Below are 14,189 nucleotides of genomic sequence, written 5' to 3'. Positions count from 1 at the left end.
TCATACCACCAACGGTTGTGCTCGACCAATGATGTGCCGCGGGCCGGCGCGCCGGCCCCGTGCCCGGCGCGCCGGGTCAGGCGGGCCGGCCGGGCGCGGCCCGGACCATCAGCTCACCGCCGTCGGCGGCGAGCGCGCGGGCCGCGTCGCGCAGCACGTGCAGGCCGGCGTCGTCGGCGCCCTGCACCTCCCGCAGATCGAGGAGCACGCGGGCGTGCCCGCTGCGGTGCAGCTGCTCGACGGTGCCGCGCAGCAGATCGGCGCCCTGCGCGGTCAGGTGTCCGCTGGCACGGACGGTGCCGCCGCGGGCGTCCACGACCTCGGTGAGGGTGCTCATGCGCCCCACCCTGGCAGCCGGACGGCGCCGTTCCGAGAGCTCCCGGCGACTCGTCACGGCCTCGTCATGCAACCGCAAAGTCTCAGGACGGCGGCGCCACCAGCAGCCGCTCGTAGTCGGCGGCGGTGAGCGGTGCGGCCGTCAGCTCGCCCGAGGGCAGCGGCGCCTCCAGCGCCTGGCCGTCGTGGGTGAGCAACACCGCCGTCACGCCGGGCAGGCTGGTGGCGGTGAGCACGATCTGGCCCACCGCGCGCCGGGTCTGCTCGCCGGCCGGTGAGGCGCTGGTGGCCGAGAAGTCGATCGTCGCCGTACCGCCGGCGACCGAGCTGACCGACAGGGCGATCCGCGGGGGCAGCGCCGTGGTCAGCTCGTCGTCCCGCTCCCCGGCGGTGGGGCCCTCGGCCAGCTGACCGAGCAGGTCGTCCAGCCGTTCGCGGGTGGTCGTGCCGGACACGTCGCGACCGCTGGGCACGAGGACCTCGTCGGGATCGACCAGGTAGACCCGCGGCCGGTCCTCCCGCGCGGGGGAGGAGGTGGCGGCCGACGTGCCGGGGGAGGGCGAGGCCAGCCCGTAGGGGACGTCGGAGGGGTCGATCCGGTCCGGCGCGCCGCCCGTGGGGACGCCGCAGCCGGTGAGGACCGCCGCGGCGGCCAGCGCCAGCAGCCGGCAGCGGCCGCTCACGGGGTCGCCGCCGGCAGCGAGAGGGTGAGCCGCGCGCCGCCGTCCGGGCTCGTCGAGCACCAGGCGGCGCCGCCGTGCGAGGCCGCGGTCTCGGCCACGATGGCCAGGCCCAGGCCGGCTCCCGGCAGCGACCGGCGCGCGGCCTGCTGGCCCCGGGCGAAGCGCTCGAGGATGCGCTCCCGGTCCTCGACCGGCACACCCGGGCCGGCGTCGTCGACGGTGAGCAGGACGACGCCGTCGCGGCGGGCCACGCGGACCGTGCGGGCGCCGCCACCGTGCCGGTCGGCGTTGTCGAGCAGGTTGCGCACGGTCCGCTCGAGGCGGTGCTTGTCCGCGCGCACGGTCGTGCTCGGGTCGTCGTCCGTGGTGAGCAGGCCGGCCGGGCGGCCGGTGGCGGCGAGGACCTCCCGGGTGAGCGCGCCCAGCGCGACCGGGGGGAGCGGGCCGTCGTCCGGCGTTCCGCTGTCGAGCCGGGCCAGCACCAGCAGGTCCTCCAGCGTCGTGCGGAACCGGGCGAGCCGGCCCTCCACCATCGCCAGCGCCTCCCGCGACCGCGGGGACAGCTCGTCGCGCCGGGCGGCGAGCACCTCGACGCTGGTGACCAGGCTGGTCAACGGGCTGCGCAGCTCGTGGCTCACGTCGCCGACGAACCGGTTGTCCCGCTCGATGCGCGCGGCCAGCGCGTCGACCATGGAGTTGAAGCTGCCCACGATGGCGACCAGGTCGGGGTCCTCGGTGCTCGGCAGGCGGGCGGTCAGCTCGCCGCCGGCGATCCGCGTGGCCGCCCCGGCCACCTGCTCCAGCGGCTGCACGACGCGACGGCTGGCCCAGAAGCCGAACGCCGCTCCCGCGGCGGTCGCGGTCGCCGCGCCGGCACCGAGCACCCCGGCGACCGTGTGCAGCACGCCCTGCAGCTCGACCAAGGGGGCGACCTCGTAGAACTCCAGGTCCGCGGCGGCCACCGGCACGCCGATGACCAGGCGCGGCCCGGCGGCGGAGCTCACGTGCACGGTGCCGGCGGCGCCGCCGGCCACCATCTCGCGCAGCTCGGCCGGGACGTCCCGCGCGCCGACGTCGAGGCTCGAGGAGTACCAGGCACCGCCGCGCCGCACGACGACGTCGGCCCCGCCGCTGGGGACCAGGTCGGGCAGCACGTCCCCGACGTCGGTGCCCGCGGTCGCCAGCCGGCTGCGCAGCAGGTTGGCGTCGACGAACGCCTGCCGGGTCGCCGCGCCCTCCCGCTGGTCGAGCAGGTAGCTGCGGGCCAGCAGGAAGGTGGTGCCGACGAGGACGGCGGAGACCAGCAGCGTGCCCGCGGCGAACGCGAGGACGATCCGCGCCCGCAGGCCGCGGGGCAGCCCGGGCGCGAGCCTCACTGCGGGTCCAGCCGGTAGCCCAGCCCTCGGACGGTCACCACCAGCCGCGGTGCGCCGGCGTCGATCTCGACCTTGGTGCGCAGCCGGCGCACGTGCACGTCGACGATCCGCTCGTCGCCGAAGAAGCCGTGCTGCCACACGCGCTGCAGCAGGTCCTGCCGGCTGAGCACCCGGCCCGGGGTGGCCGCCAGTTCGCACAGCAGCCGGAACTCGGTGACGGTCAGGGGCAGCTGCTCGTCGCCGCGGTGCACCGTGCCCCGCTCCTCGCGCAGCACGAGGGGCGCGGCCGGGTGCCGGTCCAGCACGACCTCGCGCGGGCCGCCCTCGCCAGGGGCCGGCGCGGCCCCCGCCCGGCGGCGCAGTGCCCGCAGCCGGGCGGTGATCTCCTTGACCTGGAACGGCTTGGTCACGTAGTCGTCCGCGCCGGCCTCGAGCGCGGCGACGATGTCGTGGGTGTCGGCCCGCGCGCTGACCACGATGATCGGCAGGTCGTGCGCCCGCCGGACCTCGCGGACCACCTCGAACCCGTCCATCCGGCCGAGCATGAGGTCGAGCACCATCAGGTCGGGCGCGGCCTCGCGCACCTGCGAGCAGGCGTCCTCACCGCTGCCGGCCTCGTCGACCCGGTAGCCCTCGTCCTCCAGCGCCCAGCGCAGCGCCGTCCGGATGTGGTCGTCGTCCTCCACGAGCAGCAGGCGGGGTGCGGACACCCGCTCGATGCTGCCACCGCTCACGCCGTGCAACGGCCCTGCCCACGGACCGTCATGGAATCGCAAAGGTCCGATCCGGGGGATCGCAACGTCGCAGGGGGAGGCTCGGGCCATGACCCGCGCACTCCCCGACGCCGACGAGGTCGTCGTCCGGCTGAGCGAGGCGCTGCTGGTCGACGGCCTGGCCGACGCGCGGTGGCTGCTGCACGACGCGCTGCGGGCCGGAGCCCGCCGGATCGTGGTCGACCTCAGCGGCGTCCCATCCCTGTCCAGCCCGGCGCTGGCCAGTTTCCTGTCGGCGCACCGCATCTGCCGGGCCCGGGGCGGCGCGCTGGCGTTGCGCGGGGCCGACCGGCGCACCCGGGACATGCTCGCCCGGACCGGCCTGTGGCGGGTGCTGGAGGTGCAGGTCAGCGGAGGGGCATCTCGACCTCGCTGACCGGCGCGTTCATCGCGTGCCCCTGCTCCGAGCGGTAGGCGTAGAGGGCCTCGCGGCCGGGCAGCGCGTGGCCGCCGGGGCAGGCCAGCGTGCCGACCTCGCCCACGTAGTGGTGGGTCGCGCGCTCCGGGGCGAAGCAGAGCTGCGCCTGCTGGACCAGGCGGGTGTCGCAGCGAGGGCAGTGCAGGTTGTGCAGGGACTCGACCCAGATCGCTTCCATGCTGCGAGGCTGCGTGGCGACCACGCGCCGTCGCCACCCGTCTCCGGCGTGTCCGGGCGACCGTCACGAGATCTCAAAGTCGCCGGCCGAGCTCAGCCGGCGGTCGGGGCCTCCGCGATCTGCCGGGCCAGCGCCGAGAGGTCCGGCCGCACGGGCGTGACGCCGGCGGCGCACACCTCGTGCTCGAGGACGTCGAGCACCTCGGACCGGGGATGACCGGCGTACTGCCGGGCGATCTCGTCGAACCTGCGGTCGAGCTCCTGCTGGGCCCGCCGGAGTGCATCGGGAACGTGCTGCGTCGTGGCGCCCATGGTGGCCTCGCCTCGTCGTCGGGGGTCCCACGCTAGTCCGAGAGACCAACAGTTGCTAGCGGTACAGCGTGGCAGCCTGCTCGGCCAGGGCACCGATCGCGGCGGCGCCCAGCGCGTCGACCTCGGCGGCCAGCCGGTGCAGCGGCAGCGGTCCCGCCGCGTGCAGCAGCCCGCCGAGCCGCTCGGCGGCCGCGGCCACCCGCTGCGCGCCGGTGCCGGTCAGCTCCGGGGCGGGGACGACGTCCCACGGCTCGGCGATCTCGGCCGACAGCCCCGGGTAACGGCGCAGGAAGGCCGCGCACTCGGCCGCGAGCCGCCACCACGTGCCCGCCTCCAGGCTGGGCGAGCCGCCGGTCTCCGCCGTGGCCCAGCGCAGCAGCCGCACCACCTCGCCCCACACCGCGTCCGACACCACGCCTTCCACCGGGCTGGGCAGCGGCGGGCGGTGGGCGAGCACGAGGTCGTGGGCGGTCTCGGGGTCGAACAACGTCCGGCGGAGCGCGTCGTCCATGGGCCGACCCTGGTCCGGCCAGGTGGCCGTCCGGTGGACGGCGGCTGTGGAACGGCTGTCGGTCAGGCGCCGGCGCGCACCTTCTCCTCGGCCTGCACCTCGGCGCGCATCCGCGAGTGCCGGTGGCCGTAGGAGAAGTAGAAGACCAGCCCGATGACCATCCAGGCGAGGAACCGCAGCCAGGTCTCCACGCTCAGGTTGAGCATGAGGTAGAGGCAGGCCAGCGCGGACAGGACCGGCACCACCGGCGACCACGGCACGCGGAACTTCCGGTCCAGGTCGGGCTTGGTCCGGCGCAGCACCGGCACCGCGATCGAGACCAGGACGAAGGCGAACAGCGTGCCGATGCTGACCAGGTCGGCCAGTGTCGTGAGCTTCACGAACGCCGCCATGACCACGACGACGACCGCGTAGGCCAGGGTCATCCGGACCGGCGTCCCGGTGCGCTCGCTCACCTTGGCGATCATCGGCGGCAGCAGCCCGTCGCGGCCCATCGCGAAGCCGATCCGGCTGACCGTGACCAGGTCGACGAGGATCACCGAGGTCAGCCCGGCGACGGCGGCCAGCGACACCAGCGCCGAGGCCCAGCCGAGCTCGTTCTGGTCGAAGGCGTTCGCGATCGGCGCGCCCTCGTCGATCTTGGTGTACTTCACCATCCCGACGACGACGAACGAGACGCCGACGTAGAGCGCGGTCGAGACCGCCAGCGTGCCGAGCAGACCGAGCGGCAGGTCGCGCCCGGGCCGCTTGGTCTCCTCGGAGAGGTTCGCGACGGCCTCGAAGCCGGTGTAGGAGAAGAAGACGACGGCGGCCGCGGTGAGGATGCCGCCGATGCCGAACGCGGCCGGCGACAGCCCGAAGACCGCGCCGATGAGCGGCTGGGCCAGGCCGCCCTCGCCGTGCGTGGCCTCGCCCTGCGGCACGAACGGGGTGAGGTTGGCGCCGGTGAGGTACCAGGCGCCGAGCACGATCACGAAGACGCAGATGACGACCTTGACGATGACCAGCCCGCCGGTCACCCGGGCGGACTCGCGGATGCCCAGGACGGCGATGACCGTCAGGACGACGACGATGAGCACCGCGCCGACGTTGACCGTCGACTCCTCCCCGAACAGCGACGGCGGCAGGTGCAGCAGGCTGCCCACGTAGCCGGACCACCCGCGCGCGACGACCGCGGCGCCGAGCGCGAACTCGAGGAACAGGTCCCAGCCGATGATCCAGGCGACCAGCTCGCCGGCGGTGGCGAAGGCGTAGGAGTAGGCGCTGCCCGCCGTCGGCACCGACGAGGCGAGCTCGGCGTAGCAGAGCGCGGCCAGGACGGCGACGACGCCGGCGATCACGAACGAGATCACCACCGCCGGGCCGGCGTGGTTCTTCGCCTCGACGCCGGTGAGCGTGAAGATGCCGGTGCCGATCACCACCCCGATGCCGAAGCCGACGAGGTGCCGGGCGGAGAGGTTCTTGCGGAGTCTTCCGACGCCGGCGGCCTCGGCCTCGGACTCCCCGATGGACTCGACCGGCTTGGTGCGGAACAGGTGCAGCGCCACGAGCGGTTCCGGTACCCCCGCCGATCGGGCGTCCACACGTGACGTCGCCCGCGCGGGTGGCGCAGGCTGGAGGGCGTGTTCGACGTCGACTGGATGGGGATGCTGACCCGCGAGGTGCTGCGCGAGCGGGTGCCCGCTCTCGTCGCCGAGGCCTGCGCGTGGAGCGTCGGCCTCTCCGACCAGCCGCACCACCTGCGCCACCGCGGGCGGCTGGTCACCACCGGGACGACGATCGGGGTCCGCGCCGCCAACGGCCAGCCGCTGTCCGGTGACGAGGAGGGACGGCTGGAGCTCGGCGACGCGCGGCCGGGCAGCTTCGCCGACGTCCTCAACGCGGCCACGCCCGACGGCGGCACCTACGCCGACCGGCTCGACCGCGAGGTGCTCGACCCGTTCGTGCTGCAGACCTGCGTGCTGGCCGCGGAGCGGGCCCGCGACTCCCGCCGGCGAGCCTGGGCCGAGCTGCTCGACGAGCTCGGTGAGGACGGCAGCGACCTCGCCGGCGTCGTCCGGGCGGGGGACTGGGAGACCCCGCTGCGGATCGAGGCCGAGCACCTGCTGCTGGCCGCGCTCGGCGACGTGCCGCTCGCCGAGGTCGAGGCCGAAGGGCTGCCGCTGTCGGTGGTGCGGGCCGCGGAGGCCGCCGCGCGGGGCGCCGTCCGGGTGCCGGTGGAGCTGGAGGAGGACCCGGGCGCGCTGTTCCTCGCCGAGGCGGCGCTCGGCGCCTCCGGGCTGCCGCTGCCGGTGGTGCCGGCCGAGGCCTCGCGGCTGCTGGAGCTGCTGCTCGCCGAGGGCCTGGAACCCGGCGAGATCCCGGCGCTGCTGGGCCGGCTGCCGGTCGAGCCGGCGACCGCCGTGCAGGTGGCCGCGATGATCGCCGCCGCGGGCGAGGAGCCCTACGCCTGAGCGGTGGTCTCCAGCTGCGCCGCGACGCCGAGCAGCAGCGCCTCGCTGCCCGGCCGCCCGACGAGCTGGACCACCAGCGGCAGGCCGTCGCGGACGCCGACCGGCACGGTCACCGCGGGGAAGCCGGCGAGGTTCCAGGCCTGGCAGAACGGCACCGCCTTGGCCGAGGCGAGGTAGGTGGCCAGGTAGCCGCGGCCGGTCAGCGCCCCGGCGGGCCCGGGTACCCGCGCGACCGCCGGGGTGAGCAGGACGTCCGTGCGGGCGAACCAATCGAGGGCTCGGTCGCGCCACGCGGCGGCCTCGGCGGGGCGCGGTCCGTGCCGCCGGCCCTTGCGCACCATCGTGGCGGTGCGGGGCTCGAGCCGTGGGAGATCGAGGCCCAGGCGGTCGGCCTCCTCCGCGATCCCGGCGAGCCACGAGCGGCCCCACTGGTTGAGCAGGGTCGCCGGGTAGGGCGGATCGCCCCGCTCCACCCGGTGCCCTGCGGCAGAAAGCGCGACTTCTGCCGCCTCGACGGCGGCGCGCTGGTGCGCGTCGGGCCGGCCGAGCGGTGAGGGGCTCTTCGTCGAGACAGTGATGTGCAGCGGCGCCGGGTCGGGGACCGCGACCGGCTGCCCGCTGAGCACGGCCAGCGCTGCCGCGGCGTCGGCGGCGGTGCGCGCGATCGGGCCGGCGACGGTGAGGCCGTACCAGTGCTCGTCGAGCCCGCCGGGCAGCGGGACGAGGCCGGGCGTGGGCTTCACGCCGACCAGCCCGCAGGCCGCGCCGGGGATGCGCAGCGAGCCTCCGCCGTCGGTGCCGAGCGCGAGCGCGGCCAGGCCCGCGGCGACGGCCGCCGCGCCGCCGCCGGTGGAGCCGCCGGGGTCGCGGGCGAGGTCCCACGGGTTGCGGGTCGGCCCGCCGGCGGCCGAGGCGGTGAAGCCCCAGGCGGCCAGCTCCGGCATCCGCGTCGTCCCGACGACGACGCAGCCGGCCGCCCGCACGCGGGTGACCAGCTCGTCGTCCGCGGCCGCCGGGGTCGCGGACGTGGCGGCGCTGCCGTGGCGCAGCGGCTCGCCGGCCACCGCGATGTTCTCCTTGACCGCGACCGGCACCCCGGCCAGCGGCAGCTCGGAGCGGCTCTCGGAGGCGTCGACCGCCGCGGCGTCGGCGAGCGCGGCGTCGGCGCGGACGGTGCAGAAGGCGTTGAGCTCGGGGTCGCGCGCGGCGATCCGGTCGAGGTGCTCGCGGACGACGTCGACCGCGGTGCGGCGTCCCCCGCGCACGGCGGCGGCGAGGTCGAGGGCGCTGGCGGTGCGGGTGGAGGTGGTCATGCGGCAAGGCTGGCCGCGGCCGACTCCCGCCGGTATCGGGCGAACGCCCTAGCGGGCCATCGCGCCGACCGTCCCGAGCGACCTACTCGCGTCGCGTGTGCAGCTCCCCGGCCGACAGCGCGGCCACCACGGCCGAGGCGCGGGTGGAGACGCCGAGCTTCGCGTAGGCGTGCTCGAGGTGGGCGTTGACCGTCTTCGGCGAGATGGCCAGCCGCCGGCCGATCGCGACGTTGGTCAGCCCGTCGGCGACCAGGTCGAGGACGGCGCGCTCCCGCGCGGTGAGCAGGCCGGGCGGAGCGGGAGCAGGAGGTGGCGCCGCCCCGGCCGCGGCGAGCACGGCGTCGACCGCGCCGGCCGGGAGGCGTCCGGCGTCGGCGTGCGCGCGCAGCAGCGCCGTCCGCTCGCCGTCGTCCCGGGCCGGGCGGTGCGGGCGCGGCTCGCCGGTGGTGACCCACGCGTCGGCGGCGGCGAGCAGCGCGGCGGCGGGGGAGAGGGCGGGGCCGGCCAGGCCGCGGTGGTAGCCGGAGCCGTCGCAGCGCTCGTGGTGCGCGCACGCCAGGTCGGCGAGGTCGGCCAGCGCGGGCACCCGGGCCAGCGCCCGCGCGGTGAAGTACGGGTGCAGCCGCACCTGCTCGCGCTCGGCGTCGCTCAGCGGGCGCTGCTTGTCCCAGACGGCGGAGGAGACCGCGACCCGGCCGACGTCGGCGACCAGCCCGGCGCGGCGCAGCGTGCTCACCTCGTCGTCCGGGCGGCCGGCGACCCGGGCCGCCTCGGCGGCCAGCCCGGACACCCGTTCGCTGTGCCCGCGGAAGACCGGTGACTTGAGGTCGGCGACCAGACCGAGGACGGCGAGCACCTCCTCGGCGTCGTCCGGGCCGACCGTGCGGTGCGGCGACGGCTCCGCGGCCAGGACGGCGGCCAGTCGGGCGTCCTCGCGGACGGCGAGCAAACCGTCGACCGCGTCGGCAGCCACCCCCGTGACGGTCGGGTCGAGCGTGCGGCCGGCCCGGCGGCGCAGCTGCGCGGCGGGGTCGGGCGCGTCGGCGAGCAGGTCCAGCACGTGCGCCACCTGCCAGACCCGCGTGGCGGGCGCGAGGTCCGCACCGCCGCGCAGGCCGGGGTGCCCGTGGCCGTCCCACCGCTCGAAGACCTGCCCGAGCGCGTCGGTCACCCCGGCCGGCAGGCCGAGACGGCCGGCCACGACCTGCGCGACCTCGCAGCTGGCCACCTCGTGCGCGCGGACGACGCCCGGCGCGCGGGCGAGGAAGCCCAGCAGCCGGTCCGGCCGAGGGCCGACCGCGGCCAGCGCACCCCGGAGGACGTCGCGCAGGTCGCGGGCATCGGCAGCGGCGAAGGCGGCGCTGACCGCCAGCTCGTCGCCGAGGGCCGCGGCCATCTCCGAGGCCGTCGCGGTGCAGCCCACGAAGCGCAGCAGGCCGACCCAGAACAGCGCCTCGCGGTCGGCCGCCGGCAGGTCGAGGCGGTCGGCCAGCGCACCGGCGACGGCGCAGGCGCGCAGGCCCTGACCGTCGGTCAGCCCCTTGCCGAGGTCGCTGACCACCGACAGCCCGGCGACCAGCTCCGCCAGCCGGAAGTCCCGCACCGCGTCATCCTCCCGGCGGGGGCCCTCCCGGTGGGACGATCCCGGCGTGGAGGTCCCGGCCCGGGATGCGATCGAGCGGAGCCGGGCGGCACTGCGGGCGGGGGACGCGGCGACCGCTCGCGAGCTGCTGGGCGGGATCGTTGAGCCGGACGGCGAGGTCTGGGAGCTCCTCGGTTCGGCGGCCTACCTGGAGCTGGACTTCGCGCGCACGGCCGAGCACTGGGAACGCGCGTGCACCGCCTACCGGCGCTCGGGCGGCCACGCCGGCGCCGTGCGGGCCGCCCGGATGCTGTGCTTCGTCCACATGATGGTGCTGGGCCATCCGTCGGTGGCCCAGGGCTGGCTGGGCCGTGCGCAGACGCTGCTCTCGGGCGTCCCGGACTCGCGCGAGGCCGGGTGGGTCGCGCTGAACGTCGGCATGTTCGACGGCGACCGGGCGCGCAAGGAGGAGGGGCTCCGCCGGGCGTTGGAGGTGGCCCGCACGGTGGGCGACGCCGACCTGGAGTTCGCGGCGCTGGGCTACCTGGGGGCCTCCCTGGTGCACGCCGACCGGATGGACGAGGGCATGGCCCTGCTCGACGAGGCGCTGGCCGCGGTCACCGGTGGCGACGTCGACGACTTCTTCGTGCTCGAGGAGATCTTCTGCCAGCTGTTCGCCGCCTGCGAGCACGCCTGCGACGTCCGGCGGGCCGAGGAGTGGATCGCCGTCGGGGAGGAGGTCGCGCGGCGGCGCAACCTGCCGGCGGTGTCGGCGTTCTGCCGCACCCACTACGGCGGGGTGCTGACGACGGCGGGGCGCTGGACCGAGGCCGAGGAGGCGCTGACCGCGGCCGTCGGGCTGTGGGGGCTCAGCCGCCGGTCGGCGCTGCGCATGGGTGCGCTCGCGCGGCTGGCGGAGCTGCGGGTCCGGCAGGGCCGGGTCGACGAGGCGGCGCAGCTGCTCGCCGAGCTCGACCTGGGCCGCGCCGGGGAGGCCGCCCGTCCGCTGGCCGCCGTCCACCTGGTGCGCGGCGAGCCGGACCTCGCCGCCGACGTGCTGGAGCGCGCGCTCGCCGAGGGCGACGCCGAGGGTGCGGCCGCGGCGCCGCTCTGGGCGCTGCTGGTCGACGTCCACCTGGCCGCCGGCCGCGTCGAGGCCGCCGCCGACGCAGCCGAGCGGGTGGCCCGTTGCGCGGAGCGGGTGCCGCGGCCGCACCTCACGGCGCTGGCCGCGCTCGCCCGCGGGCAGCTCTGCGTGGCCGAGGGCACCGATCCGTCGGTCTGCCTGCGCGAGGCCCTGACCGGCTTCGCCGCGGCGGGGATGCCGATGGAGCTGGCCCGGGCCCGCCTCGCGCTCGCCCGCGCGGTGCACGCCGAGCGTCCGGCGGTCGCCCGCGCCGAGGCACGGGCGGCGCTGGAGGCGTTCCAGCGGCTGCCGGCGGCCCGGGACGCCGACGCGGCCGCGGCGTTCCTCCGCGAGCTGGGCGTGCGGGCACCGGTCGCCCGCCGGACCGAGGGCGTGCTCACCGCCCGTGAGGAGGAGGTGCTCGGGCTGCTCGGTGCGGGCCTGACCAACCCGGAGATCGCCGCCCGGCTGTTCATCAGCCGCAAGACCGTCGAGCACCACGTCGCCAACGTGCTGGCGAAGCTCGCCCTGCGCAGCCGCGCCGAGGCCGCCGGCTACGCGGCCCGCACCGGTTCAGCCGCCAGATAGGGGAGCTCACCGATCCCTCGGACGGTGGCGGGCGGGAGCGTGGCGCCGTCCACCCTCGGATCGGAGGAACCATGTACGACGCGATCGTCGTCGGCGCGCGGTGCGCCGGCGCCCCCACCGCGATGCTGCTCGCCCGCGCCGGCCACCGCGTGCTGCTGGTCGACCGCGCCGAGTTCCCCAGCGACACGCTGTCCACCCACGCGATCCACGCCCCCGGCATCGCCGCGCTGCGGCGCTGGGGTCTGCTCGACGCCGTCCTGGCCACCGGCTGCCCGCCGATCGACGTCTACTCCTTCGACTTCGGCCTGTTCACCCTGCGCGGGACACCCCGGCCGTGCGACGGCAGCTCCGCCGCCTACGCGCCGCGCCGGTACCTGCTCGACGCGATCCTGGTCGAGGCCGCCGCCGCGGCCGGCGCGGAGGTGCGCGAGCACTTCTCCGTCTCCGACCTGGTCGTCGAGGACGGCGCCGTCGTCGGCGTCCGCGGGCACGACGAGACGGGCGCAGCCGTGACCGAGCGGGCCCGGGTCGTGGTCGGCGCCGACGGCCGCAACTCGCGGGTGGCCCTGCTGGCCGGTGCCCAGGCGTATGCGGAGAAGCCGCGCCAGCAGTACGCGTACTACACCTACTGGCAGGACCTGCCCGTCGACACCTTCGCGACCTACATCCGCCCCGACCGCGGCTGGGGTGCCTTCCGCACCAACGACGACCTGACCCTGCTCGTCCTCGGCTGGCCGTACGCGGAGGCGGCCGCCTACAAGGCCGACGTGGAGGGCAACTACCTGGCCACCCTCGAGCTGGCACCGGAGTTCGCCGAGCGCGTGCGGTCAGCCACCCGCGTGGCCCCGTTCCTCGGCGGCGCGGTGCCGAACTTCCTGCGCACGCCGTTCGGCCCGGGGTGGGTGCTGGTCGGCGACGCCGGGCTGACCATGGACCCGATCACCGCGCAGGGCATGACCGACGCCTTCTTCGACGCCGAGCGCTGTGCGGCCGCCCTCGACCGGGTGTTCCGGGGCGAGACGCCGTTCGAGCAGGCGATGGCCGCCGTCCAGCAGGAGCGGGACGTGCGGGTGCGCCCGATGTGGGAGTTCACCTCGGACATGGCAGCCCTGGCACCCCCGCCGCCCGAGCTCGCCGGGCTGCTGTTCGCCGCGCAGGGCGACCAGGCGGCGATGGACGGCTTCGCCTCGGTGATCGCCGGCACGCTCGGCCCGGCCGAGTTCTTCGCCGGCGCGGCCACCCCCGCCTAGCGCTGGGGGAGGGACTCGATCGCGAACCCGGACACGCGCTCCTTGTCGCCGATGATCTCGATCCCGGTGACCAGGTCGTCGTCGATGGTGAACGCGAAGACCACCTGGGGCTCGCCGCGCAGCGACCACACCCAGCCGGGCGCGCCGTCGACGAGGACGAGCCGCGCGGCCCGCGCCTTGCCGGAGAGGAAGCGTGCGACCGCGTCGGCCCCGCGGAGGTCCTCCGCGGAGCCCATCTGCGCGGCCGCGGTGTCGTAGCGCAGCACCGCTTCGGGGTGCAGCAGCTCGAGCAGCGCACCGAAGTCGCCGTCCTTGGAGGCGGCCAGGAACGCGGTCACCACCTCCCGCTTGCGCGCGGTGTCGTCCTTGGGCTCGGCCCCGCGCACCCGGCGCCGCGCGCGGCTGGCGAGCTGCCGCGCGGCGGCGGGGGAGCGGTCGACGATCGGGGCGATCTCCTCGAACGGAACGTCGAACAGGTCGTGCAGCACGAACGCCAGCCGCTCGGCCGGGGTCAGGGTGTCCAGGACGGCGAGCAGCGCCAGCCCGACCGAGTCGGCCAGCACGGCCTCGTCGGCCGGATCCGGGACGGCGTGCAGGTGGGGTCCGTCGTCCAGCGGCTCCTCGCGGCGGGTGGTCCGGCTGCGCAGCTGGTTGAGCGAGACGCGGGCGACGATCGTGGTCAGCCAGCCGGCGAAGTTGTCGACCTCGCTGCTGTCGGCCCGGGACACCCGCAGCCAGGCCTCCTGGACCGCGTCCTCCGCCTCGGCCCGCGAACCCAGCAGCCGGTGCGCCACAGCGGTCAGCCGCTCGCGGTGCTCCTCGAACTCGGCGGCGAGCAGATCCTCTGCGTCCACGTCGTCACATCCCTCGGTCGGTGCGTGTCAGGAAGGTGAGGACCTGTCGCACACCCGCACACCGAGGAGCACATCATGACCGCAGGAATCCGCACCGTCATCTACCCGGTGGACGATCTCGACCGCGCCAGGCAGTTCTTCGCCGTCCTGACCGGCGGCGAGCCCGTCGTGGACGCGCCGTACTACGTGCAGTTCGACGCCGAAGGCCAGAACATCGGCCTCGACCCGCACGGGCACCGGTTCGGGCAGCACGGCCCGGTCGCCTACTGGCACGTCGACGACGTCGCCAAGAGCCTGGCCGCGCTGGTCGAGGCCGGCGCGGAGGTCGTGCAGGAGCCGACCGACGTCGGCGGCGGCATGCAGATCGCCGTCGCCAGGGACGCCGACGGCAACCTGATCGGCCTGCGCCCCGGCGCCTGAGGCGGCGCGTCGCGGCA

General features: G+C 76.3%; 16 protein-coding genes. 5 read left to right on the top strand and 11 right to left on the bottom strand.

Translation table 11 applies throughout. The features are described 5' to 3' along the window. Positions 1–76 precede the first annotated feature (76 nt). The 4 genes from GGQ55_RS24495 to GGQ55_RS24480 form a co-directional block, all read right to left on the bottom strand. Positions 77–337: an STAS domain-containing protein gene (locus tag GGQ55_RS24495; protein WP_179721307.1), complete on the bottom strand. Its 261-nt coding sequence runs from the start codon at positions 335–337 to the stop codon at positions 77–79. Between the two features lie 82 nt (positions 338–419). After that, positions 420–1,019, bottom strand: a complete 600-nt coding sequence (locus tag GGQ55_RS24490) for a GerMN domain-containing protein (RefSeq protein WP_179721305.1) — start codon at positions 1,017–1,019, stop codon at positions 420–422. Then, positions 1,016–2,395 carry a sensor histidine kinase gene (locus tag GGQ55_RS24485; protein ID WP_179721303.1) on the bottom strand — a complete coding sequence of 460 codons (1,380 nt, stop codon included), beginning with the start codon at positions 2,393–2,395 and terminating at the stop codon, positions 1,016–1,018. The genes GGQ55_RS24490 and GGQ55_RS24485 overlap by 4 nt, the downstream gene beginning before the upstream one ends. Further along, positions 2,392–3,105 (bottom strand): response regulator transcription factor, encoded by a 714-nt coding sequence (locus GGQ55_RS24480; RefSeq protein ID WP_366490172.1) that lies wholly within the window; start codon positions 3,103–3,105, stop codon positions 2,392–2,394. The genes GGQ55_RS24485 and GGQ55_RS24480 overlap by 4 nt, the downstream gene beginning before the upstream one ends. Before the next feature lie 112 nt (positions 3,106–3,217). On the opposite strand from GGQ55_RS24480, the gene GGQ55_RS24475 reads away from it, so the two are divergent. Next, positions 3,218–3,544, top strand: a complete 327-nt coding sequence (locus tag GGQ55_RS24475) for an STAS domain-containing protein (protein ID WP_179721299.1) — start codon at positions 3,218–3,220, stop codon at positions 3,542–3,544. Here the strand turns inward: GGQ55_RS24475 and GGQ55_RS24470 are convergent. From GGQ55_RS24470 to GGQ55_RS24455, 4 genes are all read right to left on the bottom strand, one after another. Next, positions 3,516–3,764 carry a hypothetical protein gene (locus tag GGQ55_RS24470; protein ID WP_179721297.1) on the bottom strand — a complete coding sequence of 83 codons (249 nt, stop codon included), beginning with the start codon at positions 3,762–3,764 and terminating at the stop codon, positions 3,516–3,518. The genes GGQ55_RS24475 and GGQ55_RS24470 overlap by 29 nt on opposite strands. Positions 3,765–3,856: 92 nt before the next feature. Beyond that, a complete protein-coding gene (locus GGQ55_RS24465; RefSeq protein WP_179721295.1) occupies positions 3,857–4,075 on the bottom strand; it encodes a hypothetical protein in 219 nt (72 codons plus the stop codon). 55 nt (positions 4,076–4,130) lie between these two features. Then, on the bottom strand, positions 4,131–4,586 hold the full coding sequence (locus GGQ55_RS24460) for a hypothetical protein (RefSeq protein ID WP_179721293.1): 456 nt from the start codon (positions 4,584–4,586) through the stop codon (positions 4,131–4,133). Between the two features lie 62 nt (positions 4,587–4,648). Continuing rightward, the gene (locus tag GGQ55_RS24455) at positions 4,649–6,133 is read right to left on the bottom strand and encodes an amino acid permease (protein WP_366490169.1); all 1,485 of its coding nucleotides are present in this window, start codon (positions 6,131–6,133) and stop codon (positions 4,649–4,651) included. A 75-nt stretch (positions 6,134–6,208) separates the two neighbouring features. On the opposite strand from GGQ55_RS24455, the gene GGQ55_RS24450 reads away from it, so the two are divergent. Then, a complete protein-coding gene (locus GGQ55_RS24450; RefSeq protein ID WP_179721291.1) occupies positions 6,209–7,039 on the top strand; it encodes a hypothetical protein in 831 nt (276 codons plus the stop codon). Here GGQ55_RS24450 and GGQ55_RS24445 read toward each other — a convergent pair. Continuing rightward, positions 7,030–8,352 (bottom strand): amidase family protein, encoded by a 1,323-nt coding sequence (locus GGQ55_RS24445; RefSeq protein ID WP_179721289.1) that lies wholly within the window; start codon positions 8,350–8,352, stop codon positions 7,030–7,032. The two genes, GGQ55_RS24450 and GGQ55_RS24445, sit on opposite strands and share 10 nt — an antisense overlap. 82 nt (positions 8,353–8,434) lie before the next feature. Continuing rightward, positions 8,435–9,955 carry an HD domain-containing phosphohydrolase gene (locus tag GGQ55_RS27425; protein ID WP_179721287.1) on the bottom strand — a complete coding sequence of 507 codons (1,521 nt, stop codon included), beginning with the start codon at positions 9,953–9,955 and terminating at the stop codon, positions 8,435–8,437. Positions 9,956–10,001: 46 nt separating this feature from the next. On the opposite strand from GGQ55_RS27425, the gene GGQ55_RS28660 reads away from it, so the two are divergent. Further along, the gene (locus tag GGQ55_RS28660) at positions 10,002–11,648 is read left to right on the top strand and encodes a LuxR C-terminal-related transcriptional regulator (protein WP_179721285.1); all 1,647 of its coding nucleotides are present in this window, start codon (positions 10,002–10,004) and stop codon (positions 11,646–11,648) included. 71 nt (positions 11,649–11,719) lie between these two features. After that, positions 11,720–12,898, top strand: a complete 1,179-nt coding sequence (locus GGQ55_RS24430) for an FAD-dependent oxidoreductase (RefSeq protein ID WP_179721283.1) — start codon at positions 11,720–11,722, stop codon at positions 12,896–12,898. Here the strand turns inward: GGQ55_RS24430 and GGQ55_RS24425 are convergent. Next, positions 12,895–13,752 (bottom strand): sigma-70 family RNA polymerase sigma factor, encoded by an 858-nt coding sequence (locus GGQ55_RS24425; RefSeq protein WP_179721281.1) that lies wholly within the window; start codon positions 13,750–13,752, stop codon positions 12,895–12,897. The genes GGQ55_RS24430 and GGQ55_RS24425 overlap by 4 nt on opposite strands. A gap of 75 nt (positions 13,753–13,827) precedes the next feature. Here GGQ55_RS24425 and GGQ55_RS24420 point away from each other — a divergent pair, with 75 nt between their 5' ends. Continuing rightward, entirely contained in the window at positions 13,828–14,172 is a 345-nt protein-coding gene (locus GGQ55_RS24420; protein WP_179721279.1) for a VOC family protein, read from the top strand. The last annotated feature ends 17 nt before the right edge of the window (positions 14,173–14,189 follow it).

Source organism: Petropleomorpha daqingensis, from assembly GCF_013408985.1.
GTDB lineage: Bacteria > Actinomycetota > Actinomycetes > Mycobacteriales > Geodermatophilaceae > Petropleomorpha > Petropleomorpha daqingensis.
The sequence above is the reverse complement of the archived record's forward strand: the minus strand, read 5'-3'. Positions and strand labels throughout refer to the sequence as shown.

What these genes read in the sequence shown, in the direction of transcription:
- GGQ55_RS24495 (WP_179721307.1), bottom strand. Translation starts at nt 337, where the DNA reads ATGAGCACCCTCACCGAGGTCGTGGACGCCCGCGGCGGCACCGTCCGT.
- GGQ55_RS24475 (WP_179721299.1), top strand. Translation starts at nt 3,218, where the DNA reads ATGACCCGCGCACTCCCCGACGCCGACGAGGTCGTCGTCCGGCTGAGC.
- GGQ55_RS24470 (WP_179721297.1), bottom strand. Translation starts at nt 3,764, where the DNA reads ATGGAAGCGATCTGGGTCGAGTCCCTGCACAACCTGCACTGCCCTCGC.
- GGQ55_RS24465 (WP_179721295.1), bottom strand. Translation starts at nt 4,075, where the DNA reads ATGGGCGCCACGACGCAGCACGTTCCCGATGCACTCCGGCGGGCCCAG.
- GGQ55_RS24460 (WP_179721293.1), bottom strand. Translation starts at nt 4,586, where the DNA reads ATGGACGACGCGCTCCGCCGGACGTTGTTCGACCCCGAGACCGCCCAC.
- GGQ55_RS24445 (WP_179721289.1), bottom strand. Translation starts at nt 8,352, where the DNA reads ATGACCACCTCCACCCGCACCGCCAGCGCCCTCGACCTCGCCGCCGCC.
- GGQ55_RS24430 (WP_179721283.1), top strand. Translation starts at nt 11,720, where the DNA reads ATGTACGACGCGATCGTCGTCGGCGCGCGGTGCGCCGGCGCCCCCACC.
- GGQ55_RS24420 (WP_179721279.1), top strand. Translation starts at nt 13,828, where the DNA reads ATGACCGCAGGAATCCGCACCGTCATCTACCCGGTGGACGATCTCGAC.